Origin of the sequence: Halococcus dombrowskii (assembly GCF_022870485.1) — an archaeon.
Classification (GTDB): Archaea; Halobacteriota; Halobacteria; order Halobacteriales; family Halococcaceae; genus Halococcus; species Halococcus morrhuae.
On record NZ_CP095006.1, the window covers coordinates 272,757 to 297,776 of the forward strand.

The 25,020-nt window shown below is 55.9% G+C and carries 21 protein-coding genes and 1 tRNA gene; 6 read left to right on the forward strand and 16 right to left on the reverse strand.

All coding sequences use genetic code 11. The features are described from left to right. Positions 1-31: 31 nt before the first annotated feature. The gene (locus tag MUK72_RS15695) at positions 32-856 is read right to left on the reverse strand and encodes an SWIM zinc finger family protein (RefSeq protein WP_244705542.1); all 825 of its coding nucleotides are present in this window, start codon (positions 854-856) and stop codon (positions 32-34) included. Beyond that, positions 853-4,038: a DEAD/DEAH box helicase gene (locus tag MUK72_RS15700; protein WP_244705544.1), complete on the reverse strand. Its 3,186-nt coding sequence runs from the start codon at positions 4,036-4,038 to the stop codon at positions 853-855. Before MUK72_RS15700 ends, MUK72_RS15695 begins: the two co-directional genes overlap by 4 nt. Before the next feature lie 511 nt (positions 4,039-4,549). Here MUK72_RS15700 and MUK72_RS15705 point away from each other — a divergent pair. Further along, a tRNA-Leu gene (locus tag MUK72_RS15705) sits at positions 4,550-4,634 on the forward strand. Positions 4,635-5,096: 462 nt separating this feature from the next. Here the strand turns inward: MUK72_RS15705 and MUK72_RS15710 are convergent. After that, on the reverse strand, positions 5,097-5,984 hold the full coding sequence (locus MUK72_RS15710; protein ID WP_244705546.1) for a DUF8073 domain-containing protein: 888 nt from the start codon (positions 5,982-5,984) through the stop codon (positions 5,097-5,099). Between the two features lie 165 nt (positions 5,985-6,149). Here MUK72_RS15710 and MUK72_RS15715 point away from each other — a divergent pair, with 165 nt between their 5' ends. Continuing rightward, a complete protein-coding gene (locus MUK72_RS15715; RefSeq protein WP_244705548.1) occupies positions 6,150-6,479 on the forward strand; it encodes a hypothetical protein in 330 nt (109 codons plus the stop codon). Between the two features lie 440 nt (positions 6,480-6,919). Here MUK72_RS15715 and MUK72_RS15720 read toward each other — a convergent pair whose 3' ends face one another. The 3 genes from MUK72_RS15720 to MUK72_RS15730 all read right to left on the reverse strand — a co-directional run bounded on the left by MUK72_RS15720 (position 6,920) and on the right by MUK72_RS15730 (position 8,846). Beyond that, entirely contained in the window at positions 6,920-7,225 is a 306-nt protein-coding gene (locus MUK72_RS15720; RefSeq protein WP_244705550.1) for a hypothetical protein, read from the reverse strand. Positions 7,226-7,992: 767 nt separating this feature from the next. After that, a complete protein-coding gene (locus tag MUK72_RS15725) occupies positions 7,993-8,538 on the reverse strand; it encodes a DUF7964 domain-containing protein (protein WP_244705552.1) in 546 nt (181 codons plus the stop codon). 98 nt (positions 8,539-8,636) lie between these two features. Next, positions 8,637-8,846: a KTSC domain-containing protein gene (locus MUK72_RS15730; protein WP_244705554.1), complete on the reverse strand. Its 210-nt coding sequence runs from the start codon at positions 8,844-8,846 to the stop codon at positions 8,637-8,639. Positions 8,847-9,383: 537 nt separating this feature from the next. Here MUK72_RS15730 and MUK72_RS15735 point away from each other — a divergent pair. Further along, the gene (locus MUK72_RS15735) at positions 9,384-9,827 is read left to right on the forward strand and encodes a hypothetical protein (protein WP_244705557.1); all 444 of its coding nucleotides are present in this window, start codon (positions 9,384-9,386) and stop codon (positions 9,825-9,827) included. Positions 9,828-10,144: 317 nt separating this feature from the next. Here the strand turns inward: MUK72_RS15735 and MUK72_RS15740 are convergent, their stop codons facing one another. The 5 genes from MUK72_RS15740 to MUK72_RS15760 form a co-directional block, all read right to left on the reverse strand. Beyond that, positions 10,145-10,813: an IS630 family transposase gene (locus MUK72_RS15740; RefSeq protein WP_206536680.1), complete on the reverse strand. Its 669-nt coding sequence runs from the start codon at positions 10,811-10,813 to the stop codon at positions 10,145-10,147. After that, positions 10,803-11,093: a helix-turn-helix domain-containing protein gene (locus MUK72_RS20325; RefSeq protein WP_342346243.1), complete on the reverse strand. Its 291-nt coding sequence runs from the start codon at positions 11,091-11,093 to the stop codon at positions 10,803-10,805. The genes MUK72_RS15740 and MUK72_RS20325 overlap by 11 nt, the downstream gene beginning before the upstream one ends. Before the next feature lie 249 nt (positions 11,094-11,342). Continuing rightward, positions 11,343-11,573, reverse strand: coding sequence for a helix-turn-helix domain-containing protein (locus MUK72_RS15750; RefSeq protein ID WP_244705559.1), 231 nt, complete (start codon positions 11,571-11,573; stop codon positions 11,343-11,345). 111 nt (positions 11,574-11,684) lie between these two features. Then, positions 11,685-12,050 (reverse strand): hypothetical protein, encoded by a 366-nt coding sequence (locus MUK72_RS15755; protein ID WP_244705562.1) that lies wholly within the window; start codon positions 12,048-12,050, stop codon positions 11,685-11,687. A 25-nt stretch (positions 12,051-12,075) separates the two neighbouring features. Next, complete coding sequence (locus MUK72_RS15760; RefSeq protein ID WP_244705564.1) at positions 12,076-13,098, reverse strand: IS630 family transposase; 1,023 nt, start codon at positions 13,096-13,098, stop codon at positions 12,076-12,078. A 270-nt stretch (positions 13,099-13,368) separates the two neighbouring features. Between MUK72_RS15760 and rdfA the strand changes: the two genes are divergently transcribed. Both rdfA and MUK72_RS15770 read left to right on the forward strand, forming a co-directional pair. After that, complete coding sequence (gene rdfA, locus MUK72_RS15765) at positions 13,369-14,013, forward strand: rod-determining factor RdfA (RefSeq protein WP_244705566.1); 645 nt, start codon at positions 13,369-13,371, stop codon at positions 14,011-14,013. 134 nt (positions 14,014-14,147) lie between these two features. Then, positions 14,148-16,124 carry an archaea-specific SMC-related protein gene (locus MUK72_RS15770; RefSeq protein ID WP_244705568.1) on the forward strand — a complete coding sequence of 659 codons (1,977 nt, stop codon included), beginning with the start codon at positions 14,148-14,150 and terminating at the stop codon, positions 16,122-16,124. A gap of 398 nt (positions 16,125-16,522) precedes the next feature. Here the strand turns inward: MUK72_RS15770 and MUK72_RS15775 are convergent, their stop codons facing one another. The 3 genes from MUK72_RS15775 to dgoD all read right to left on the reverse strand — a co-directional run bounded on the left by MUK72_RS15775 (position 16,523) and on the right by dgoD (position 19,454). Beyond that, entirely contained in the window at positions 16,523-17,281 is a 759-nt protein-coding gene (locus MUK72_RS15775) for an IclR family transcriptional regulator (RefSeq protein ID WP_244705570.1), read from the reverse strand. A gap of 209 nt (positions 17,282-17,490) precedes the next feature. Continuing rightward, on the reverse strand, positions 17,491-18,297 hold the full coding sequence (locus MUK72_RS15780) for an SDR family NAD(P)-dependent oxidoreductase (protein ID WP_244705572.1): 807 nt from the start codon (positions 18,295-18,297) through the stop codon (positions 17,491-17,493). A 2-nt stretch (positions 18,298-18,299) separates the two neighbouring features. Beyond that, positions 18,300-19,454: a galactonate dehydratase gene (gene dgoD, locus MUK72_RS15785; protein ID WP_244705574.1), complete on the reverse strand. Its 1,155-nt coding sequence runs from the start codon at positions 19,452-19,454 to the stop codon at positions 18,300-18,302. Positions 19,455-20,005: 551 nt separating this feature from the next. On the opposite strand from dgoD, the gene MUK72_RS15790 reads away from it, so the two are divergent. Further along, positions 20,006-21,343: an ISH6 family transposase gene (locus MUK72_RS15790; protein WP_425311098.1), complete on the forward strand. Its 1,338-nt coding sequence runs from the start codon at positions 20,006-20,008 to the stop codon at positions 21,341-21,343. A gap of 231 nt (positions 21,344-21,574) precedes the next feature. On the opposite strand, the gene MUK72_RS15795 is transcribed toward MUK72_RS15790, so the two are convergent. Next, positions 21,575-22,957 carry a sulfatase family protein gene (locus MUK72_RS15795; protein ID WP_244705579.1) on the reverse strand — a complete coding sequence of 461 codons (1,383 nt, stop codon included), beginning with the start codon at positions 22,955-22,957 and terminating at the stop codon, positions 21,575-21,577. Positions 22,958-23,206: 249 nt separating this feature from the next. Then, positions 23,207-24,880 carry a sulfatase family protein gene (locus tag MUK72_RS15800; protein WP_342346237.1) on the reverse strand — a complete coding sequence of 558 codons (1,674 nt, stop codon included), beginning with the start codon at positions 24,878-24,880 and terminating at the stop codon, positions 23,207-23,209. Positions 24,881-25,020 lie beyond the last annotated feature (140 nt).

Below are 25,020 nucleotides of genomic sequence, written 5' to 3' on the forward strand. Positions count from 1 at the left end.
AATATTGGTGGTTATACTGATATCGACGCGATCAATCGTCCGCCATTTCCGTGTAGTACTCGGTTATTGTTTCGTGAACAGGACCAAGGCCTGTTGGTGGTTGGCCAAGCTGTCGGAGCGTAGCGTCTGCCACGTCGGCCGTCCCCGACCGGATATGAACCTCCTCGATCGATTCTCCGGCTGTCCAGAACCCATCGAAACACTCCCCGATTGGACGGTCGTCGCCTTTCTCAAACGTGACTGTCTCGGGCGCTGATTCGCCGTCGACGCTGCGCAGTTCCTGCAATCTGTCAAGCAATGTGTCGCGCGAGCGGCCACGCCACCTGAAGATGAGAAACGGGTCGTCGTCGAACCGTTCGGCCAGAATGTAGAAGACAGCAGCCAGATGCTTGCATGGGTCTGCGCTGTCCGGACAGCTACAGGTGGTCGCCATATCACTGTACGTCTCCGGGAATAGCGAGACGTCACACGCCTCGAAGACTTCCTCGATATCTGCAGGCATCTCCTCGGTCAACAACTGGGCGGCGAAGACAGCACGGTCTGCCATCACTTGTTCGAGCTCTCGCCACGTCGCCTCCGCAAGTGCATCACCGCGTATCGTAATGTCGTAGGGCGTCGATTGCGAGCCTTGGACCGACGCTGAGACGAGACCGTTCTCGACGGTGAGTTCCACGACCTGGCCTTTGCGTGCGTAGCGCTTGCCGCGCGTGATGCGGGTGCTTTTGCTGTAGGATTCAACCACATCCACGAACCGTCGTGACCACCACTGTTCGCCGATGTCTCCGCGCTTGCTCTGGGCTTCGATGCCGTCCTCGACGTCTTTCGGCGTGCTTTTTTCGTAGTAGCGCCAGCTCATGCCAGTGTCTCCTCCGAGAGTGTCACGAGATCCTGAAGTTCGTCGGTCGACAGTTCCGTGATCCATTCATCGCCTTCGGCAAGCACCTGATCGGCCAGCTCTCGTTTCTGCTCGATAGTCTGGTCGATGGCCTCCTCTACGGTCCCCTCACAAATCAGTTTGTGGACCTGCACGTCGTCGGTCTGGCCGATACGGTAGGTTCGATCGGTTGCCTGGTCCTCGACAGCTGGATTCCACCACCGGTCGTAGTGGATGACGTGCGTGGCAGCAGTGAGTGTCAGTCCAGTCCCACCAGCCCGGAGTGACAACAAAAACAACGGCGGACCATCGGGCGACTGGAACCTCTCAACCATCTCGTCGCGCTTCCCTTTCGGTGTCCCGCCGTGGAGATAGAGGACGCGTCGTCCGAGTTGATCCTGAAGGTACTGGCGTAGCAGTTCAGCCATCGACGTATACTGCGTAAAGATGAGCGCTCGGTCGTCGCTGGCGAGAATTTCGGTCGCGAGATCTTCAAGCCGCGCCAGTTTCCCCGATCGTCTCACGAGCTGACTGCCGTCCTCGTGGTACTGGCGCGGATGATTACAGATCGCCTTGAGCGCGTTGATGAGTTGGAGCACTTTCCCCCGCCGTTCCATGTTACTCGCTTGCTCGACCTGCCCCAGCAGTTCGTCAGTGGCAGCCTTATAGAGGGTTGCCTGTTCCTCTGTGAGATTGCAATACTCTTTGCTCTCGATTTTCGCGGGCAAGTCGTCGATGATTCGCTCGTCGGTCTTGCTACGGCGCAGAATAAACGGCCGGATCAGGCGACGCAACGTGTCGGCTTTGTGCTCGTCGCCGTACCGTTCGATGGGACGAGCGAACGTCTCCCGAAACGCTGTCTCCGAATCCAACAAGCCGGGATTGCAAAACTCCATGATCGACCAGAGTTCGCTGAGTCGATTTTGGACTGGCGTCCCGGTGAGAGCGAACCGATGGCGTGCCGAGAGAGTGCGAATCGCTTGCGTGCGCTTGGCACCGGTGTTTTTGATTTTCTGTGCCTCGTCGAGGATGACGCGGTGGAACTGGGTGTCTTGAAGCTGCTCGATATCGTTTCGCACGACGCCGTACGTGGTCACGATCATATCGTGGTTGGTGAGTGCCTCGTCAAGCGTGTCACCGGATGCCCGCTCGGTCCCGTGGTGGACGTATACGTGGAGCTGTGGTGCGAACTCGGTGGCTTCGTGTTTCCAGTTGCCAACGACCGAGAGCGGACAGACGACCAGTGTCGGTCCCGGCGACCGGCCATCGACTCGCTCCTCGACGAGTCGCGCGAGTATCTGGATGGTCTTGCCGAGTCCCATGTCGTCAGCGAGACAGCCACCGAAGCCGAACTCTTCGAGATAGCTCAGCCAGCCGAGGCCACGTTTCTGATAGGGCCGCAGTTGGCCGTCGAATCCATGAGGGGTCTCGGCGTCGTCGATCCACGCTTCGAGATCGGTGTCGAATAGGTCCGCGAGGGCACCCTCGAACTGGCGGTCAACGACTGGGAGTCCATGGTCGGTGTCAGTCAGTCCGGTATCGGCCTGTAGCGCCTCCGCGACGGTCATCTCACTGTCCTCGGTCTCGTTGTACAGCTCGAGGGCGTTCTCGATGTCTCCTTCCTGCAGTGAGACCCATTGACCGCGCACGCGAACGAGTGGCATTTTGAGTGCAGCCAACTCTTCGAGGTCATCTTTCGACAGCCGTTCGTCACCGAGAACCACATCCCAGCGAAACTCACAGAGTTGTTCGACACCGATGCCCCCGACTGACGATTCGCTGGACGATTCCTCGGATTCAGCGGTGAGCTGTGCGCCAAGCCGGCGTTCGGGTTCGTTCCACCACGCTGGCAGGACGACGCCAAAGCCTGTCTGTTCGAGCACTTCGGCTTTCTCTCGGAGGAATTCGTTCGCCTCGGTGGCAGTAAGTTCGAGCGTCGTCGGCGTGGCTTCGTCGAGTGTCGATTCAAGAGCCGGATAGAGTGAGGCGGCCCGTCCCAGTTCTTCCAGTAATGTCTCCTGTGGTCGGTCGAGATGGCGTTCCAACACCTCTGTCGTGGCTTCGGTCGATTTCCAAACGGTGCTGGCCTCAACCAGAAGGCTCGGATCGTCAGCCGCCTGCAGTAACAGTTCCAGCTCCCAGCCGTCGGGACTGACAGCGGCGACATCGCCGGTATTGACCTGTGTGTCCTCAGCATCGGCGTCGGGGTGGGATTCAGGCTCGGATTCGGGTTCGGGTGCCCAGAGTCGCAGGCAGAGTCGGACACCCTGCTCGCCGGTGGTTTCGAGCGATCGTGTCCACTCGTCGAGTTGCTGGCGCAGCTCTTCGAGAGCGTCCGGATCGGCATCGATCGTTCCATCCGGTCGGGTGAGTGCGGCAAGCCACTGTTCGTGGATATCGTCGGGTTCTCCACCAGTACTGTCCGGCTCAGCCGACGTGAGTCGGTCCCTGACAGCAGCATCCACACAGACGTCGAGCATGCGAACGAGGACATCACGTGCCGACCGGACATCGGCATCGCCCCAGCTATTGGCCTCTTCGGCACGGGTAGCCACGTCGTCGGTGACGAGCGCTCTGGCGAGCGGGGGCACCGACTCACGGAGTGACTGGAGTCGGTTGAAATCCTCCGCTGTCGAGGGGAGCGCCCGCCACACTGCGACGCCGGAGTCCTCGCGCAGTTCGAGGTGAGGCACCACGCGCCCACCACGGACGAGCTCGCCAGCCAGCGACACGACAGTTTGCCAGTATCCCACCGTGTCTCCCGCGACGATGCCAGCATCTTCGTTGCCGAGGGCATCGAGAACATCACCGAGGACGCTGGCATCGAACTTGAGAGCAGGTACCGTCCATGGGGAGACGCGGTCGACGGGTGCGTCCATCTCCTTGTCGCGCACCACCTCCGGTGAGGGTTCTGGCCCGAACCGCCCCGATGGGAGCAGGAGCGTCAGACTGGTGTGCTCAAACGCCTCGGCTGCGACCGGGAGGTTCAGTTCTGTGAACGAACTCTGGAGCGCTTCGATCGACGCTGCGAACGGATGGTCCCGTGGATTTGGGACGTTCGGTGGTCGGCCTGGTTTTGGCGAGTGTTGTGGTGGTAACGTCGAATCTTCGGCCCAGAGGGCGACCCGCCCACGCTTGTCGGATGCGAGATGGCAGACGAGCATACGCTTTCAGGGAGTGCAGCGGGGGATACATGGGTGATCTGTTCTCTTCGGCACGAGCAGTGAGTGAGGTTGGTTGTTCGCGTCCATGTATAGCGCCTGTCACGGTCGGATAAAAATCACTGTGGTCGATATCCCCTGTTATCTACATTCGTTTAGACACTTAGAAAATTGAATTCAATCAAATATCTGAATCAGTGGAAATTGCTAAATATATCCGTTAGATTGGATTCACCTGATCTCACACAGCTCATATCAATGATTAATCTGGTTGGTCAGAGTGGACAACCACCAACTTTGGCCGAGACGATATCGTTCCGAACCGATCCCACAGAATGCTCGTCATGGTGAGTGAATTTGCCGGAAAGCAAACTCGGAACGCCAGCGCACGTCGTGTGGTGACTCCGGTACGGCGGAAAATGAGGTATCGACGTATCCAGATTCGGTAGCGGAGCCATCAGCAAGTCCCGGCCGATCGAAACGACCTTTTGGTTGAGCATCCAGAGGCGAGTAAGCGAGGGTGGCCGAGTCTGGCCAAAGGCGGTGGACTTAAGATCCGCTCCCGTAGGGGTTCGCGGGTTCAAATCCTGCCCCTCGCACTTGCTTTAGGAGGCTGTACCCTGACGAGTTCAGCGCACGTGACTGGCAACCCAACACTGAACCCGAGGATAGACCGCTTCGGATAGCCTTAAATCACAGTCTTCTGGGATGCAAAACTGTAACTGGCGATCGTTGAACCCTCTTCAAGCACGCAGCTTGCTAGGCGAGGGTGCTCAACCCTTGAGGTATCAGGGAGGCAGCTCGCTGTATTGGGGGCGACTCAGCTTTGCATATTGGTTATACAACATTTTCGGGGAGGAATAGATGTCTGAAGCGTTCTATTGACGTCTCAAGCGAGAGCGGCCGTATCACGAGTTGTGTTTGATCGGGAGAGTTTGCTATGGTTCAGCCGAACCGTGGTCGATACGGCGCTGGTGCAATCGTCGAGTTTTGATTCCAATTGGCTGCCGTACGGTGATTCATATCACCTGTAGTACGTGCAAAGCTGAGTTGGGGGCGACTTAATCAGAGCGAGCAGTCGGCTGGCTGTGTTGGCTCACACTCTGGCGAATCCGCTGATCGATCTGTTTGTCCGAGATGGTTCGCTCGGCTTGTTTCGAGAGCCGCCCGTGAACGAGATCGAGTAGATTGAACTCCTTCAGCAGCTGATACGTGACGTCTCGATCACCACCTAACTCGCGCTGGACATCCAAAAACGAGCGTGCTGATTGGACTGACGTTTTCAGCTGATTGAGCGTGATCCCTTCGGGGAGTTCAGCTCCATCGGGAAGCTCCGTTTCATCAGCAACAGCATCAGTACCAGCGTCGCCGTCTGATTCACTCTCTGCTGGGGACGACTCGTCATCATTAGCAGGACGTTCATCCGGCGCGGATGATTGTGATGCGGGTTCGTGGATACCGTGTTTGATCATGTTCGTGCGGACGGTTTCGGCGGTGACATCGACATCGAGTGCGTCGGTCATCTCCGCAAACGTCTCATGGTCATCATACACCTCCCGAAGCCGGTCGGGGTCCTGGTATGGTTTGGCTGCTGTCTGTGGCTGGGTACCGGAGCCGTCCGAGATGATCTCTTTTTCGCTTTCGGGGAGATCGATTTCGGGCTGGGTTTCGGATGGTTGGTCGGCTGATTCGCGATCGAGTGGGACCCGAGCGCTAACGTCGACGGTGAGCGTTCCATCGGTGAGCGCATCCCCGCTTTGTGAGGTGATTTCGATGCCGTTAGTCTCGATTTCATCGAGAAGTGGGACACCAAGCGAGAGGTCGACCGTGACACTGCCTTCCTCAAGGAGGTCGTCCTCGCGTGGGGTGATCGCATTGACTTCGACGCCGGTCGCTTCGATCTCGTCGAGGAGTGTCGCACACTCTTGGAAGGCAGTGCTTGCACGCATGGTATTCCTATGCGTGGGAGCGACTGGCACCCATAAACTTCTTTCGGTGTGTACAACGTTTACAGCTTGTTTTGGCAACTACGTTCACGATCATCGTTGGTGATCAACCGCTCTGGCTACGCTTTACTCGTACCTTGTCGGCCTGAGGCGGGTTTCCCGCTCGGGATGGAGCGCGAGCCACCAGCGCTCGGCACGTTGTTCGCGCCGGAGGTCGTCGTAGATTGCTCGCTCGGTAGCCCACTTGTAGCCGACGCCGGGTACAGGATCGCCAATCCACTCGAGGAACGCGCGAGTCTCGCGTGGCGGGAGACGTACTTGCGTGCCGGTACGCGTCGGCTCGAATTCCGCGCGTTCGACGAGTCCGGCAATGCGAGTGGCACGCTTGTCGTTGAGCGCATTGAATACTGCGGAGGGATGGTCGTCGCCGCTCTGCCAGTGAAGCTCGCCGGAACATGCGTACCAGACACGAGCGCTCCGAGCGGGCGATCGAGATGAAGTGGGACTCGCTTTTCACCCGACGCATCGTACCACTCGCAGTAGGTCGTGAGTTCGGGATGGGTTCTCGTTCGCACGCGATAGCAGTGATTTACCGCGTGTTCTGTTGAGCCATGGTTCGGTGGATCGACGCGGACGAGACTGTCTGCGAGCCAACCCAGTTCTTCGAAGACCCACGTGGCGAACGTTCGGTTGGTGGTAGCGAGTCGGAGGAGCTTGTTTGCGCTGTCGCCACTGATTGTAGCGTTTCCAAGCAGGAGACCGATCACAAAGTCGTGCTGACAGCGTGTAACGTCGGGCCATGAGCACGCTTCTGAAGTCCAGTGGCGAGGGAGCCGCTTATCTGTCCGTCCACAGACCGGACACGTACGGCTTCCGCTGGCGAGCGTGCGGGGACTCATCTGCTCAAGCGAAGCAATAAGAGACAGTACGAGAAGTCGTCAGTGACCTGCCTCAAGCTCCTCGCCGATTTTCATGCCTTCGAGTTTGTCGCTAATGTTCTCGACGTTGTCGTCGAGTTCGGCGACGAATGCGCGTGCTTGGTCGGTTGTGGTCGCACCTTGGCTGGTGGGTTCGATCAGGCTTTCCTCCTCGAGGACGCGCAGCGAGTAGCGAACTTTGTGGTGCGCGTATCCCGTTTCATTCGACATTTTCACGATGCCGATGGGTTCGTTTTCGAGGACCATCCGCAACACGTCGAAATGGCGCAGCAGCATATCGACCTCCTTCTCCAATCGGTCAATCATGGTATTTGCTATCTCGTCTTGATGTGAGTTAACTCTTGTTGCCGTCCGACTGTCCGACTGTGGTTATTCTCGGTGACCGATTCGTATGTATCGCTCCATACTCTGCCAGGCCGACGGAGGTGGCTGCATCCTCTAATTTTGCGATGATAGTCGATAAGTCACCCCGATGCCGGGTGTGCAGTCGAACCGCGCAGTGAGTTTTTGCGTGCTGGTCTCGGCGAGTGGTTATTGTCGATTCGTGATGTCTGTGCTTCCGCACTCAGGACATTGGGTGAGGATGCCGAGCGGTGGTGCTTCGACGGTGTTCCATTGACTGTCGCCGGGTATGGCTTCGAACCCGCAGTTCAGACACAACGACGGCCGCGCGGTCGATTCACTCATTGGCATCGAGTTCCGGGCTTTGGGAGCATCCCAAGTGTCCTGAGTTCCGATTCCGGGTCGTCATCGACATGGTAGCTCTCGTGGGCCATAGTAGCATCCACCAGAGCCGAGACCCCTAACTGTTTCTCTCGGGATGTGATCCGGTCAAGTGCAAGATTCGGCTATCCGATGGCGGAACACTGGGCGTGATTGGAATAAGAGTCTGCACTCGTTGGTTCGGTATGTTCGAGTCGGATATGGCGTTTCATGGGGCGGTAGTCGTTCGGCCCGATTTCGAACACTCGCTCGCAGAACGGGCACTGCTGATACACGGCTCCCATGTGAAAGCATAGTAGTGTGCTCTTGTGTCTCTTTTCCTTGCCACCACAATGCGGTCTGTCCGAGGTTTAGTACACCATCAGCGTTTCTGATTCAGCGTCCGGACAGTTCACGTACAACCGGTCCTCTTCGGGGAACTGGACTTCAGGATCATCGTCCCGGCGACGAACCGTATGGATCTCGCTGCAGACCGGGCATTCGAACGTATCGCCTTTCACGTAGTCAGCGTTATTCTCCATCTTCTTCTGTTCTAATTTTGCTCGATGAACCGCTTCACGGGGTGACAGCGGCGCGGATGCAAACAGCGTCTCTTCACCACGGAATGACTGAATTATCTCGTAGACCTTGGTCAAATCAACGCCGGGGCGTGTTGTACTGTACGCTCGGTACCATGCTTTCTCTGCATCAACGAAAACAGCCGCAACCACGGTTTCAGCCCTGACAATCACACAGCTACTGACAGAGATACTTGACAGCTCTGGGCCGAGAGAGTCTTCAGCAGTTATGTCATCCGCAACGATGCTTTGGATGCTCTCACGGTCTTCAAGTGCATCGATCTCGGTCAGTGAGAGCGGACGAGGCGGAAACGATGCCAGTACAGCCCACTCATCCATACGAGGAACGTTCTCACTCCTCTTGTATTAGCGTTACTCGCTCGCCTCAATATCTATTGATTCACTGCGATTGCTATACGGGGCGATTCTCCGGTCGTCTACTTCACTCGGCTGTAGCTCAGTCCCCGGATGTGTTGGTTGAAATATCGGCCGAGTGAGTCCGCTTCGATCAATCCCTGGTAGGTCTGCTCAGGGACATCAGCATATCGGTATATCTTCCCGTCCTGAAGCTCGACCTCTAAGAGTTGCTGGTCCAAATCGTAGCCGACGCTTCTGAGCAGAGAGGATGAGACTGGTTCACGATCCATGCCAGCAGGATAGTAGCCACAGCTGGAATATCTTTGGTTCACTTCCATCTGATCGGGTTTTTCTATCGATCGACCGCACTGACGAGGAAATAGGTGAACCGCGCCAACCACTGCTTGTGTAGGAATTAGAGACACTAACGACTGAATACTCCGTCGCTGGTTACAGCTCACGGTATGCCAGAACAGAGGATATCGATCACTCCGTTTCGCTCTATCGGCCAGGTTGGCCGTCTGGAAATCAGGATGTGCCGATGGTTTCCCGGCTCAGTTTTGGAGGTATTTGATCGCGACCGACAGTGTGACCATCTGTACGAATGAAATAGCCACTGGCGTCGTCAGGACAGCCTCGATGTTTCGATAAAACCACATCCATTATCAATTCACTATGATATTCCAAAAATCACGAATATTTCTGGCACCACGAGATGACCTTACTCCGGTTGGGATGTCTTATCTTATCAATTTGTATATGACTCAAATCATCCGCTGAACTCAGAAGTAATTAGATTTTTGTTGCTCAGTCCTCTTGTCGCAACCATGGACAAGCTCGCTGAAGTGGAGACAGAAGGCTTGCAAGCCGCTCTTGCCACCGTTTCAATTGCGAAAACGGCGAAACGACTGATGATTGCGCTTGCATGCGCAGATGGTGTCCGCGTTGAGACGCTGAACGAGCGGTACGAGATCCCGCGTGCGACCGTCTACTCGTGCTCGACCGCTTCGATCATCAGTCGATTAGCGACGCAGTCGAAGACGAATCCCGGCCCGGACGCCCATCCGAGCTTACTGCCGCCCAGCGGGAGCGCCTATCCGATGATCTGGCGGAATCACCGGCTGAGCTGGAATACGATGTATCGGTATGGACGCCTGAGCTTGCCCAGTGCCACATTGAACAAGTATACGATGTTACATACTCATTGGGACACGCCTATCGATTACTTCATGAATTCCGATAAAGATAACAATCTATATACTAATTATTAACCAAATAAATGATATATGATCTTAAATTATACTGGCTTCTCTAATTCTATTTCTTTATCTTGGAATCTTCGAAACATTTGTTTATTCACACTCCACCAATTTCTCGGATGTGGGCCACAACGAAAGTACAATTATCTATGTTTGTACCTCCTCAAATTTTCAAATACTAATAGGTGTTTATCCATTTTTAAAAATCTTTGAGGCCTGTCTGATCATCCGCCTCGGCCCTCAAGCGTAACCAATGGAATAATACACATCGTAATATGTCTTTTCGGCTTCACGCTACTATCCTCAGTGTAGCTTCAATCGTACTCTCACTAGTCCACCTCAAGCGGAACGGGATAGAGCTGGCGTAGTTTGATTCGGGCGTCATCAGTGGTGAACTGCCAGTCAATCAGCCCATCAGCAGCGTTACGACGATCTTGCCACGCAGCGACCTCCGACCGGAGGGTCGCTGCGTGATAGATTCGCCGGTCGAGACACTGGCGTTTGAGTGTGCCAATCTCGATCTCGGCCATATTCAGCCAGCTGCCGTGCTTTGGCGTGTAGTGAAACTCGAACCGATCGAGATAGGCGTGTGCTTCATCCGGTGGGAAGAACCGATAGAAAGCTGCAGGATTGTGTGTATTGAGGTTATCGAGCACCACCCGGATGCAGTCCGCATCCGGGTAGTGCTCATCGGCGAGTTCGACCATTCGATCGATCCACTCGCAGGTCCGCCGTTTTTCGGTGATCTCGACGTTGACCCAGCCAGTTAGTGGTTCGGTGGCGAGATGGAGTTTTTTCTTGCCGTTGCGTTTGTAGTGAGTATCGACACGTGCGACCGCTCCCGGTTCTGCCGGGAGCGGGTCGCGTTTGTGGCCGCGAAGCGCCTTGCTGGTTTCGTCAAAGCAGACAACTGGCCGCTTCTCGTCGTATGGCTCATGATAGATATCGAGAACGTCCTCCATGTGGTAAACGAACTGACCGTCGTCTTCAGCGGGAATCGCCCAGTAATCGTAGAGATGTGGTTTGAGGGTGTTTTTTTAGACGCCGTCTCACGGTTTCGTGAGAGATCGACTCGAAGTCGATCTCGTCGAGGGTAACGAGTTCGTCGGCGAGAAGGTGAAGCGTCCAACGAGCGCACCCTTCTGGTGGGTCGCTACAGGCGAGTTTGATGAGGCGTGCTTCAGCATCACCGTCGAGTTTGCGCTCGTATTCGCGGTCGGGCTTGCGGCGATGTAATGGGTGAGAGAAGCTTTGAAAGTAGATTCGTGGAAGAGAAATAACGACCTAAGAGAGCCGTACACCGAGTGCACAGCGATCTAAGCGAGTCTGGTGTTTACTGTAATGTTTACCGTAATCTCGTCCGGTCGAATCAGTAATGGCCGAATTCCCCAGCACACAGCTGAATACGACTGTTTTGACCGATATCATATAAACCCCGGTCCGCCGGTTTCGTGGTTCCTGTGAGCCAGCAGTAACGGCCTTCTAGCCATCTATTTCTGAGCGAACTTTCAGAGCGTGCCTGGATCATTAAATCGCCGCAAGCCCTCGTTCGGAGTAGTTTTTGCGCGCCTTGTACGGAGTCCCGATACTACAGCCGACGTGCTCACAGATCTCCGCATCTGTGAGCCCGTCGTCAGCTTTCAGAAGAATTCGCGCCCGCGTATTGTCCTCTGCCTTGCGTTCACCAGTCGAGATGAACCACTCGAGTGTTCTGCGTTCTTCATCAGAGAGGTCAACGACGTGCTTCTTTCTGCTCATTCCTCTACATACGCGGTCAGAGACGATAAACTAGCGAGTACAAATGTGAAGCTACACTCAGTGGACCATCCAGTAAATCCGTACCCAGTAGCAGGCCCCGTGTGACCACCGCTACCGGAGGTAGACTTGCGCAGCGGTGTCGAAGCAGGCTTCTGGAGATCCACCGAACGAGCCGTCGAGGGAAATCGACGGCTCGTATCGCTCGTCACTGTATTTGTAGAAGGCGAATTCCCATGAGTCAAGATCGCCCATCCACGTTAGACGGCAGAGTTTCGTCGGTGTCTGTTGGATCCGTTCTTGCTCTTCTTCGGATGCATCAGGCTGAATCCATGGATTCCTCTCGAAGGCGTCGATGTAGGCATAGTCGCCGCGGAAGCGAACGTCTACACGCGCGCACCGCTCACCCCACGCGGTGCGCGCGTGGGTCTCAAGGCGATCGGTGAGCGTCCGGCGAACTGGCTCTGGAATCGGGACCATACTACTCAGACGCTTCCAGCGAGCTTTACGCTATTGCTGGCAGCTTCGCAAGCAACCGCTCTAAATCACCTGTTGTGTAGGTCCACTCGAACGGCTCTGGAACCGCGTTCCAGAGCACTTCGAATCCCGCGATCTGGTGCATCAATTCCACGATCGACTCGAAGCTCCCACCAGTCAACGCTTTCCGAGTTAGTACTGAGAAGTAGAGTTCAATCTGATTCAGCCACGAGGCTCCCTTCGGCAGATGCACTCCTTCGACGTTGTCATACTGCTTTTTCAGCCAGCCAGTGAACGTGTTTGGGTGATGCGCAGTCCCGTTGTCGAGGATCCAGAACACCCGATCTGCCGTCGAGCAGATCGGGTGGTTCATCACGTCTTCGACGAGTCGCTCGAAATTTGCTCGGGTGTTCCGTGTCACACACCGTCCATAGACTTCTCCTGTACCGACGATGAGAGCCGCTTGATACGTACAGCCACCGTGGCGATCGTATTCATGCTCGACGTGCAACGGTGTGCCCGGTCCCGGCGGACTGCGGTGCCGGGACCGGGCTTTGATCGCTGTCTTTTCGTCAGCACAGATGACTACGTCTCCGTCAGTTAGATCTTCGCCGTTCCACGTTCCGTTGTACAGATCGAGGACAGGAGCAGCTTTCTGGGCAAACTCCGGATCTCGTGGTGTCTTCCACGAGGTCCACGTCCACGGTTTGATCGCCGCGTGCTTGAGCCAGGCGGCGATCGTTGATGGTGAGGGACAGAGATCGATCTCAGAAACAGCGACCATGTGAATATCGGTGATGCTCAATCGGGAGAGGGGAAGATCGTGTTTGACCGGGAGTTCACACGCGAGAGCGGTGATGTGCGCACGGACGGTATCATCGTAGATGGGTGGTCGGCCGGACCGGGGCGCGTCCGCGAGCCCGGCCCGGCCAGCCTCAGCAAAGCGTCCGCGCCACTTGCGGACGGTTTTCCTCGTGCAGGCGAGTTCCTCCGCGATTTCAGTATTAGTGGCTCCCGCAGCTGCGAGGAGAACAATACGCGCACGGAACACATCCCGTTGTGGGCTGGTTGCTTTGCGTATGACCGCTTCAAGATCGAGACGATCTTGAGCGGTCAGGGTGATTGTGACGGGGTAAGGTATGGGCGACATGATATACATTCTCCACAGAGAACACCCATATAGAGGGGCTGGGAGGAGATAACGTTGCAGTTCTATCTGGGTACGGATTTACTGGATGGTCCACTCAGTATCAGTCCTTGCCGCGTGGCTCTGTAGCCAAGCAAAACACCCAAACAGACGGCTTTCGTAGACGAAAGAGAGATGACTCAATCAAGCGGTGCGTCGCGCGACACCGATCAACCGCCCTCGTGTAAGATCGACCGAACGGCTGCTGCATACGATCTCTCCGACGAAGCCGAACGGCTAGGCGAGTACTGGACGCGCGACGACGAACGGTACAGCCTCAGAGAGCTTGCCATCCATTTCAACCACCTGCTTCTCCGCGCGGCCATGAAACGCGCGGGACTGAACCCGCTCGATGGAGAAGTCGACAACACGTATCGTTTGCTGACTGACGAGGATGTAAGTCAGGGGATGCGCACGCAAGCGCGCAACCGTCTCGAAAAACAGGGTATCGATGTCGACCACCTTCACTCGGATTTCGTCTCGTATGGGACCGTCCGGCGTCATCTCAAGAACTGCCTCGGCATTGAGCGAGAATCTACTGGGACAGACAACAACCCTGCTGAAACCGGTGCACAGCGTATCGCTGCCTTACAGAATCGGACGGTTGCCGTCACCGAAAACACGCTCTCACAGCTTGCTTCTGCTGATGAACTCGCTGCTGGCGATATCGATGTATTCGTCGATATCACCGTCTCCTGTACTCAGTGTGGGATGCACGCTACTATCCAGGAATTCATCGAGAGTGATGGGTGCGATTGTGAAAATCCCATTCCAGAGTAACATTCATAGTGGTGTTACAGACATCTTCGCTTCCCTATAACACATTGTATTGTTACAGAAGCCTGCTGTCATCGTGAAAACGCTCTTTCGACGACAACAACTTAGTAAGACGCGCTATAAGAGATGGCTGGGAAATGAGCCAACCACAGACTTCGGAACGACTTGCCGAGATTCATGCCGAGAACATCGGTGGAATCGACGACACCACCGTTTCGTTCTCACCCGGAGTGACTGCTCTGACTGGCCGCAACGCGACCAATCGCACGTCGCTCCTGCGGGCGCTCATGGGCGCGCTTGGTAGTGACCGCGTTTCGCTGAAAGGTGACGCCGACGAGGGTCGAGTTGAACTCACCCTCGGCGGAGAGGACGACAGTATCTACACGCGCACGCTCGCGCGTGAAGACGGTACGGTCGTGATGGGTGGCGAGCCATATCTGGAGGATTCGGAAGGCGCTGACTTGTTCGCGTTTCTCCTCGAAAACAACGAAGCACGACAGGCCGTCGCCCGTGGCGAGGACCTTCGCGAAGTCATCATGCGCCCCGTCGACACTGATGCAATCCAAGCTGAAATCCGCCAGCTCGAAACCCAAAAGCGCGATCTCGACGACCAACTCGACCGGCTAGAGTCGCTCGACGATCAGCTACCCGATCTTGAACGACAGCGCACACAGCTCGAAGACCAGATCGAGGACAAACGCGCTGAACTCGACGAGAAAGAGGCGGCCATCGAAGACGCAGATAGCACTGTCGACGATACCCGCGAGCAAAAGGCTGAGTTCGAAGACGCCCTCGACGATCTCCAAGAGGCGCGCTCGGATCTCGATGACATCCGCTATCGTCTCGATTCCGAACGAGAGAGCATCCAAGCACTCGAAGACGAACGTGAGGAGATTCGTACAGAACTACAGGAAATATCGGAAGCTCCAGCGGGTGATCTCTCGAATATCGACGTGGAAATTGACCGCCTTCGCGAGCACAAACAATCGCTCGAATCCACCATCAGCCAACTCCAAAGTGTCCTGCAGTTCAACGATGAAATGCTTGAAGGTGACAGTCTCGGGCTCCAGCAGGCGCTGCAGAACACCACCGATAGCGGGAGTACGGACGAGGGAGCACTCACCGACCAACTGCTTGCCGAGGAGGGCGAAACCACGGTCTGTTGGACCTGCGGGAGTGAAGTCGAACGTGAGACGATCGACGAAACCCTCAGGAGTCTGCGCTCGCTTCGAGAGGAAAAATCCCACGAGCGTAACGATCTCCGATCCGAACTTGACGAGCTTACGACCAAACGCAGCGAACTCCAGGCTGACCGCGATCGCCGCGAGCGTCTCGAGCGGAAACTCGACGAGACCGACCGCGAAATCGACGACCGCGAGAGTACCGTCGAGGAGCTGACCGACGCGCGTGAGAAGCTCGAAGACGAAATCAACGATCTCGAAGCCGATGTCGAAGCCTTGGAAGCAGAAGAGCACAGCGAGCTCCTTGACCTGCACAAGGAGGCCAACCAGCTCGAATTCGAGCTTGGCCGCCTCGAAAACGATCTCGAAGACGTCATTGACGAAATCGAGACCGTCGAAACCGATCTCGACGAGCGTGAGGAGCTAAAAGAAGAGCGTACTGAGGTCCAAGAAGAGTTAGCCGATCTACGGACACGCATCGGACAACTCGAAGCACAGGCGGTCGAAGAATTTAACGAGCACATGCAAACCATCCTCAGGATCCTTGACTACGAGAACATCGAGCGGATATGGATCGAGCGTGCCGAGCGCACAGTTCGTGAAGGCCGACGCAAGGTCCAGCAGGGTGTGTTCGATCTTCACGTCATTCGGAGCACGGATGAGGGTGCCACCTATGACGATACCGTCGAACACCTCTCGGAGAGCGAACGTGAGGTTACAGGGCTGGTTTTCGCGCTCGCAGGCTACCTTGTCCATGATCTCTACGAGACGCTCCCGTTCATCGTAGTGGACTCGCTCGAAGCGCTCGATTCTGATCGGATTGCCGCACTGGTCGAGTACTTCGAGGAATACGCCGCGTATCTCGTAGTCGCGCTCCTTCCTGAGGATGCCGCTGCACTCGACGATCAGCACAGTTGCATTACCGAAATCTAAATCACGCACTTGCTCTCTTATCAGCCTGAACCAGGGTATACATGTTGGCCACGGCTTCCGGCCGAGTTGATGTGATACAGTATAGGATTCGTCAGAATGGATCCTATCGTTGTAAATCGATCCTCGGTGGAGAGATTGATTTTCGTACGGACAAACGAGTGTTGGATGCGTCATGAACTCGTATCCATATCCACTGTTCCGATGTCGCATTAGTCTCCAACGGCTGGAGTGCGTCAGTAGCGAGTTGCCAACCTGTTCTCGAAAAGAGAACAATGATGGCAAATCCAAACAGCCTAGTGACATTTATCAGTATGTGTGGATGGGACACTCATGATAATATTCGTTAACTGGGATGCGTCGAATTCTCCACCTATAATATTCTCGGATGGAGAATAGTACTACTCGGAGAGAGTTTCGTTCTCGATCGATTTGGCTGTACTCACCACCAACCCAGTCATATCCTCTTCGAGCCGTTTGCCGGTCATCTCGGCCGTGGATCCTGATACACTGACAGCACCAACCGGTTGGGCGTTCGAACCTATAATCGGTGATCCGACACATTGGTAGCCTTCGGTGAACTCTTCGCGCTCGAAGGCGGTCCGGCGATCGCGGACCGATTGCAGTTCGTCCTCCAGTTCGTCGCGGTCAGTGATCGTTTTCTCGGTGAAGGAGGTGAGTCCATCCGCTATGGCTCGCTCGCGCTCCTCGGCGGGGAGATACGCCAGAATTGCCTTCCCCCCAGCAGTGGCGTGAAGCGGAACGTGAGTGTACTCCGGTATCGGCGGTTCCGCTGCGGTTGGAGCGCGGGCCTGATACGCGTAGATTCCCTGACCATTCTCATAGATCATGAAATTGACGACGTTCCCTGTGGTACCCGCGAGATTGTCGATGGCGGGCTCGGCGATATAGATCGGGTAGCGCTCGCGTGCGCGCGTTCCAAACCCCTGAAAGGTGAGGCTGAGATAGTACGTCGTATCCTCTTTGACGAGGTAGCCCAACCGTGTGAGTGTCATGAGATGCTTGTAGACCGCGCTCTTCGCCAGATCCAACTCACGAGCGAGCTCCGTCACGCCCGCACCGTCGCGGTCACGAACCGCTTCGAGGATCGCAAAGCTGGTCGCGGTGGCTTTCACCCGGGGGCGATCTGGTGTCGTCATCGTTGCTAATACCGTGATTGGTTCCGATGCACTTAGCCCTTGTTCTCTTTTGAGAAAAATATTCGTCGTATGAGGATCGTTCCCGATCTCTGATGGCATCCACATCGGTATTGGGACGGAACCAATACGCTCCGATCGGCGTGCTGTTCCCTTAGTGAGAACAGGAACGGTCGATCGATGGCCGTCGGAACCCGACCGAGTACGGAGGGTCAGCCCTCGAAACGCGACGAATGATCGCGGAAGGGCTGGTCTTCCATCACTGCTGTTCGGCCGCCATCGACGCGCAAGCTTGCGCCGGTGACGAACGCCGCATCGTCGCTGGCGAGGAAGGCGACGACGCCCGCTACGTCTTCTGGCGTTCCGATGCGGCCGAGCGGGTGGATCGACTCGATGCGCTCACGGTCCGTGGCTTCGAGTTCGGCACGCGTCCGTGCGACCTCGACCCAGCCCGGATTGATCGTGTTGGCTCTGATACCAAGCGGCCCCAGTTCGACCGCGAACGCCCGCGTCATGCCATTAATTCCCGCCTTCACCGCGTTGTACGGGAAGGTCCCGGGCATCGTGAGGAACGCGTGGTTCGACGAGACGTTCACGATGCTGCCACCGTCGGGCATATGCTCGATGGCGTGTTTGACCGTGAGCCAGTAGCCACGGAAATCGGTTTCGAGCACGAACGCCCAGTCGTCGAGTGTCGCTTCAGCCGCCGTCGTCTCGGTCTGGACGGCAGCGTTGTTGATGATCGTCGTGATCGTGCCGTACGTCTCGGCGGCCGTCTCGACGAGGCGTTCGATGGCCGCCGGATCGCGCATGTCCGCGCGAACGAAGGTCGCCTCGCCGCCGTTCGTTTGGATATCCTCGGCGGTGGCTTCGCCTTCGGGTACGGTCCGACCCGAAACGACGACGGACGCCCCCTCCGCAGCGAGGCGTTTCGCCACGCTCGCGCCGATCCCTCGGGTCGACCCGGTAACGATCGCCACGTCGCCATCGAGTCGCCCGGGAGGAGAGGAGTCGGTCACGATTACCACTCGGCGACGCTGCCGTCGTCGTGTCGCCAGACCGGGTTGTGCCAGTTGACTGTCCGCTCGGCCTGTTCTTCGACGTATGATTCGTTGATCTCGATGCCCAGCCCGGGCGCACTCGGGACGTCGACGTAGCCGTTGTGGTACTCGAAGACGTCGGTGTCGACGAGATAGTCCAGCACGTCGTTCGTCTGATTGTAGTGGATGTTCAGGCTCTGTTCTTGGATGAATGCGTTCGGTGAGCTGGTGTCGATATGGATGCACGACGCCAGTGCGATGGGCCCGAGCGGACAGTGTGGCGCGAGTGCGACGTCGTACGATTCGGCCATCGCGGCGATCTTGTTCACCTCCGTGATGCCGCCGGCGTGCGAGAGATCCGGCTGGATGACGTCCACCGCTCCCTGCTCGAAGACGTCCTTGAAATCCCATCGGGAGAACATGCGCTCGCCCGTCGCGATGGGGGTCGTCGTGTGTGCGGCGATATCTGGGAGTACGTCATTGTGCTCCGGGAGAACCGGCTCTTCGATGAACATCGGATCGTGGGGTTCGAGCGCTTTCGCCAGCCGCTTGGCCATCGGTTTGGTCACACGACCGTGAAAGTCGACGCCGATGTCGACGTCCGGACCGACGTGTTCCCGAACGCTCCGTAGTCGTTCCTCGGCCTCCTGGATGACTGCTGGCGAATCGATGCGTCGGATCTCGGACGTGGCGTTCATCTTCAGCGCGCTGAACCCCTCGGACACCTTCTCGGCGGCGGCCTCACCGACTTCGGATGGACGATCGCCGCCGATCCACTGATAGACGCGGATCCGGTCGCGGGCCCGTCCGCCGAGGAGTTCGTAGACGGGCGCGTCCAGAAGTTTGCCCTTGATGTCCCAGAGCGCCTGATCGATGCCGGCGATCGCGCTCATTAGGATCGGACCGCCGCGGTAGAACCCGCCGCGATACATTCGCTGCCAGTGGTCCTCGATCCGGTGTGGATCTTTCCCGAGGAGATAGTTGTCCATCAGCTCTTCGACCGCCGCGTTGACGGTCTTCGCACGCCCCTCGACGATGGGTTCACCCCAGCCGACGACGCCATCTCTCGTCTCGATGCGGAGAAAGAGCCACCGTGGCGGCACCTCGTACAGATCGTAGTCGGTGATTTCGGTCATTGACAATCGAACTCCGATTGATGTCTAATATCTATTAGTATGAACGTTTCGTTTCACAGATCTATCATGCATTCTTGCACTGTTGAATCGAATGATTGTGGCGGTATAGACCGTCATATCGGCAAGGATGAAGACGTAATGCTCCAATACATGGTATAGATTTGACTAGAAGTATATGAAATAATTATTCGAGAAAACTAAGCTAGTCGAAATTTTTCGAAAGTTTTAACTCGCTTTAGGATGGGCCATTATAGAGGGTAGAATGATGAAACCCACAACCAGTCTTAGAGATCAAGTCGAATTTCGGGGAGAAATTGGTACAACACGACGGCGATTTTTGCAAGCAATGGGAACAGTACCGTTCTTACCTGGACTTGCCCGTTCACAAAATGGAACCCCGGAGAAATCGAAACAACCGTCTGATATCACACTCTCAAATTATAGGTCGCGTCGGAAAATCGTTCAGAACCGTCTGGGCAATCGCTGAAACGAAGTCGTAGCTGACTCCTCGAAGGAATGGGGACTATTTGATGAACGTGAACGAGTCCCCGATTGAGGTTACGGTCACGATCCACTTCGTTCTGACTATTGACCCAACTGAACAGTACCCACTTGCCGCCTTCGCGGAGTTTCTGACCGAGCAGCGTCTCGAATCGACGCTGCTCGAAGCAATTATCGAGAGCCTCAACGACGTACTCGTTGAGGCGTACTGTGGCGAAAAACACGCACAGGGAAACGGAACCAACCGATTCCAACGCTCGACAACGAAGATTCGCACAGCGGTTACTACCGTCGGCGAGCACGAGTTCTCCCTTGACTACGTCGAAGACACTGCGGCAACTGACGACGAGAACGCTCACTTCCGCCCTATCGAACAATTCGTCGATTTCAACGGAAAGAAGCGATATCAGCAGGATATCGCTGCGCGAACAGTCGATCTTGCGACGGCTCTCTCCTACCGTGACGCAGCCTCACATGCTGAGGACCTCGAAAGGACGCCCTCGAAGGACACCATCCGCGACCGCGTGACCGAGTGCGGCAGGAAACTCACAGAGTTCGTTTCCAGCCGCATTGCCGGGTCTGAAGCTGAAACCGTCATCCCTGACGGAACCAACTGCTACAGTCAGGACGAGGACCGTGAATACCACGACGTACGAGTAACGCTCGCAGAAGACACCGAAACAGCGTCACGATCAGTGCTTGATGTCTCGGTGAACACTCCCTGGAGTGAGATTGCGGATACTCTGGATACTGCTGAGGCGATCACTGACGACGCGAAAGTCGTCAGTGACGCCGAAAAGAGCCTTGTTGGGGCCTTTCAAACAGACACACGCGATCATCAACTCGATTTGTCTCACGTTCCGCGCACACTTGGCTACAAGCTGTGGGACGACGGCGCGCTCTCATTGGAGGACCGTAACGAGATCATTTCGGAGGTCTCTGGAGAGTTGTTCCACCTGAAGAACTCTGTCGAGAAACATCGTCCGCAAGAGGAGTATTCGGCGATCCGCGAGCGGATCGCCCGAACGAAAGAGCGCATAGGAAAGACAGCATGGCAGTTAGAGCAACTCTCTTCGCCGAAAGCAGCATCGTACCTTCGTGGTGGACTGGATTCGATGGTGACGTTTGCTGAGGACGCGATAGACGGGTTCGAGGTGCCGTGGACCTCGAACCCTGTCGAACGAGCAATGGGTGAGGTAGCCAAGCGATGCAAGCGTGACTGGATGCAGTGGAGCGAAGAAGGGTTAGATACGCTGTTGCAGTTGTCTCTCACGAAATACGCCAATCCCGAATACTACCGCGAGTTCTTCGATGAGTTCCTCCAACGGTCAACTCACGAAAAGATACGATGTAGCGTGTCGGTCACAACGAACGGAGGTGAACTCTGAACGGTTTTCCGACGCGACCAATCATTTGTGTCGGGCACCGCGCCAGCGGTGCCCTTGCCCTCTTCGGCTCCACAGCGACAGCTGAGCGCTATCAACAATCTCCTACAGATGAGCGATCGAAGCACTCGAATTGGAGAGTTCAATCTAGCAGTACCACTGAGGTAATATCATAATGTATCCTCTGTTTCAGTGATTTTAACTGAATTCTAATGGAATTATGTTTATACGCAGTCAGACACCCTCGTAATCGCTTTGGAACGCATTGTAGCCAGCGGGTCCTTGGTCTGCGACGACACGAATCGGGTCTTCGTTGTCAGTCCCGTATTCTTCGGCCCAGACCGCCATTCGTTCTTCGAGATTCGTGGCGACGTCAGAAAAGTCCTCAACTACGTTATCTTGCTCTTGTGGGTCCTCGTGCATATCGTAAAGTTGATGCTCTGGAACAGTCGCTGACCACATCCCAGGGTGGTACGTGCGAATGAATTTCCACTGCTCTGTACGAATCGCTCGTTGAGCGGTGTATAGCCCATGATCGACCACGATATGATCCCGCCATTCAGCTTTAGCGTTCTCGATGACCGGGCGGAGCGACTGTCCCTGCCAACGGGTTGGAGTGTTGAACCCAGCATAATCCGCGAGCGTTGGTGGCATATCGACATTCGTAACGAGTTGATCACGTGTCCCGCTTTCAATTGGCTGGTCTGCCGGTGGTTTGATGATGAGCGGCACGCGTTGAGTACCGTCATGTGTACTCCAGTGCTCGCGGTACAGGCCGTGTTCACCGAATTCTTCACCGTGATCCGCAGTGATTGTTACGAACGATTCGTCATACAAGGCCTGATTGTGTAGAAAATCAAGCAACCGCCCGATGTGGCGATCCGCATAATGGATCTCTGCGTCATAGTGAGCGAGCATCTCTGCGAGATCGGTTCGGTCGTCGATGTCCATGTGAGAGGCGGATCGCCACGCATCCCACTGCTGATGTTGATTGATTTGCTCCGCCGTCGGGTACGGTGGAAGCGATTCGCTACGGAAGGCATCCACCTGCTCCTCGGATCGTTTGTAGGGACCGTGTGGGTCCCACAGTTGGACATAAAGGAAGAATTCCTCGTCAGCGTGCTGTTGAATGAAATCTAGTGCGAGATCGATCACGGTTTCGGCTCGTACGGTCTGGAAGGATTCGTTGGGGCCTTCCGGTTCCTGGGGTTGTTGAACTTCATGCCAGGCATGATGGAACCACGGTGCTGGGTGGCGTGGGAACGACGAGACGGCGCATGTGGAGGTGCGTTGTTTGTAGAATAGTTCAGGAAGTGTCCACCACGGGCGCTCGTCAATATGGTCTCCCCATGTGCCCGCCCAGTCGATCTGAGACGCGGGTGAATTGAATGATTGTGAGAGCGGACCGTGTGTCTCGATACCGTTGTGAATTCCGTATCGCCCGGTGATCAGCGCCGCCCGCGAGGGCAGACAGGGTGAGTTAGCTACGTAACTGCGATTGAATCGGACTGCATCCGTAGCGAATTCGTCAATGTTTGGCGTCGTTGGTTGGTTGTATCCGTATGCGCCAACATGGTCAGATCGGAGCGAATCGATATCGATGTAGATTACTGGCATAGGATGATTTCGATTGACTCACTAAAGAGGTTGTCGCCCGCTGAAGATAGGAACCGAACAGCCCCAATCGTCAGCTGTGAATTGATATTTGTCATTTAATTCAATCATGGTGTGTTAAATAATCTCGAGTATCGCCATCGGATGCGATCAAATATCGGGTAGTTTTAGACCTGTATCAAGTAGTGGTGATCTCCGTTCAGCGGCCAATCTGAGACGCTTTTGTGGCGTGTTCGGGAATTTGTGGTTCCGTTACGATCCATCACAAGGAAACCGCGACAGCGTCTCATCGAGTCGATCGGCCTGTCGGTTATCTTCCTCACAGTCGCGATAGAGTGCCAACAGGTCGTTAGGATTGACGTAGAGGTACGGTCCCTCTGCGCACATTCGCGCCAATGGGTCTTGGCCCCGAGTTTCAGCTGGTTGATGGTCGTACCACGAATCGGAGAGCCGTGTGGTCAGCCAGTGATCAAGTGTGGTACGCATCTCGGCGGCCATTTCTGGGTTCTCACCTATCAAATTCTCGGTTTGGTAAGGGTCGGCTTCAAGATCATACAGTAGTTCAAGGCCCTCGTTCGGTAATTCGGGATCGTTGTACTGGCCGGGCAACGAGAATATGCCGGGATGGAGCAGGCGAGTATACATCCATCCATCGCGATAGACCGCCCGACCGAATGTATAGATGCCATGGCCGCAGACAAGAAACTCGCGGCCGGCGAATTCGTCGCGCTCGTCGTCGGTGAGTGCTGACCGGAATGACTCTGCAGCCCAGCCGCCGGGCACCGGTACATCGAACAGTTCACAGAGCGTCGGCATGAGATCGAACTGGTAGACGTAGCCCTCGACGCCCGCTCCCACCGCATCAGCGGCACCGTCATTAGCATCTACCTCTATTCCGTCAGTCAGTCCCGGCCACGAGATTAGTAGCGGGATACGCTGGCAAGCGAGATGCGGGAGAGCATGTTCAGCGTAGATTCCGTGTTCGCCGAGCGCTTCGCCGTGGTCACCTGTCACTACGATAGCAGTCTCTTCGCGGACGCCATGTTCATCGAGTGCATTGAGTAGGATTTCCACCTCGGTATCGACTTTCCGAATTGCCGCGTCGTATCCGTCAACAACGTGTTCAACGTCTGCCCGCGAGTCAAAAGAGTCGGGCATGGGCCACTCATCATACTTCTCGGCGAACCAATTAGCGTCGAGTTCGGCTGGATTGGGCCAGAGTTCGCGTGTTCGGGTACCGGTCATTCCTTCCTGTGCGGCGAGAGCGTCCTCGTCGGGCCACGCGGGCATTGACCCCGACTCTCGGACTGCTTCGACGTGCTCGGTGATGCCTTGATATGGATGGTGGACGTCCCAATAGTTGACATGCAACAGCCAGTTGTTGTTGGTGGCGTGGCCATCGAGCCACGTTAGCGCCGCGTCGGTGACATCGCTTGCGTCTTCAACGGCCAGCAGACCAGTTTCGGCGGTCGGCTGAATTGCATCTTGAAATCCGGCACTGAAGTGGTAGGCCATGTGTCGCTGAGTGAAACTGCTCACGGAGGCTGTGCGTACGCCATGCTGGGCAAGATGTTGAAAACTCAGCGGCCGGTCAGGATCCGGATCGTGGCCGCGTCCGGGGTTATCGTACCATTGGCCCTCGCCGAAATGTGTAACAACACCACTGTCGATACCGTGTCGACAGGTTGCCAGCGCAGTCCGGGATGGCAGACATGGAGAGTCAGAGACGAAACACCGATCGAATCGTACCGCGTTCTCGGCCACGCTGTCGATGACTGGGGATGTGTCACGGTCGTAGCCGTAGCAGCCTAAATGGTCAGGACGTAACGAGTCGATATCAATGACAAGTACGCGCATATTCCTTGGTATGAGAGTCGAAATATAAAAGTGTCGGTAATTCCCGATTCTATTTTCCTGGACTCGCATTCACACCCGGTTTCGATGGTTGATTCGAGAGTGAAAGAAGTTTGATAAGACCGAAGTAGACGCTCACGACTGTGAGCATCGTTTCAGCGGCTGTATTGACTCATTGACCCGAGAGCTGCTGCTCAAAAGGGGCGAGCCCA

What these genes read in the sequence shown, in the direction of transcription:
- MUK72_RS15695 (WP_244705542.1), bottom strand. Translation starts at nt 856, where the DNA reads ATGAGCTGGCGCTACTACGAAAAAAGCACGCCGAAAGACGTCGAGGAC.
- MUK72_RS15700 (WP_244705544.1), bottom strand. Translation starts at nt 4,038, where the DNA reads ATGCTCGTCTGCCATCTCGCATCCGACAAGCGTGGGCGGGTCGCCCTC.
- MUK72_RS15710 (WP_244705546.1), bottom strand. Translation starts at nt 5,984, where the DNA reads ATGCGTGCAAGCACTGCCTTCCAAGAGTGTGCGACACTCCTCGACGAG.
- MUK72_RS15715 (WP_244705548.1), top strand. Translation starts at nt 6,150, where the DNA reads ATGGAGCGCGAGCCACCAGCGCTCGGCACGTTGTTCGCGCCGGAGGTC.
- MUK72_RS15720 (WP_244705550.1), bottom strand. Translation starts at nt 7,225, where the DNA reads ATGATTGACCGATTGGAGAAGGAGGTCGATATGCTGCTGCGCCATTTC.
- MUK72_RS15725 (WP_244705552.1), bottom strand. Translation starts at nt 8,538, where the DNA reads ATGGATGAGTGGGCTGTACTGGCATCGTTTCCGCCTCGTCCGCTCTCA.
- MUK72_RS15730 (WP_244705554.1), bottom strand. Translation starts at nt 8,846, where the DNA reads ATGGATCGTGAACCAGTCTCATCCTCTCTGCTCAGAAGCGTCGGCTAC.
- MUK72_RS15735 (WP_244705557.1), top strand. Translation starts at nt 9,384, where the DNA reads ATGGACAAGCTCGCTGAAGTGGAGACAGAAGGCTTGCAAGCCGCTCTT.
- MUK72_RS15750 (WP_244705559.1), bottom strand. Translation starts at nt 11,573, where the DNA reads ATGAGCAGAAAGAAGCACGTCGTTGACCTCTCTGATGAAGAACGCAGA.
- MUK72_RS15755 (WP_244705562.1), bottom strand. Translation starts at nt 12,050, where the DNA reads ATGGTCCCGATTCCAGAGCCAGTTCGCCGGACGCTCACCGATCGCCTT.
- rdfA (WP_244705566.1), top strand. Translation starts at nt 13,369, where the DNA reads ATGACTCAATCAAGCGGTGCGTCGCGCGACACCGATCAACCGCCCTCG.
- MUK72_RS15770 (WP_244705568.1), top strand. Translation starts at nt 14,148, where the DNA reads ATGAGCCAACCACAGACTTCGGAACGACTTGCCGAGATTCATGCCGAG.
- MUK72_RS15775 (WP_244705570.1), bottom strand. Translation starts at nt 17,281, where the DNA reads ATGACGACACCAGATCGCCCCCGGGTGAAAGCCACCGCGACCAGCTTT.
- dgoD (WP_244705574.1), bottom strand. Translation starts at nt 19,454, where the DNA reads ATGACCGAAATCACCGACTACGATCTGTACGAGGTGCCGCCACGGTGG.
- MUK72_RS15795 (WP_244705579.1), bottom strand. Translation starts at nt 22,957, where the DNA reads ATGCCAGTAATCTACATCGATATCGATTCGCTCCGATCTGACCATGTT.
- MUK72_RS15800 (WP_342346237.1), bottom strand. Translation starts at nt 24,880, where the DNA reads ATGCGAGTCCAGGAAAATAGAATCGGGAATTACCGACACTTTTATATT.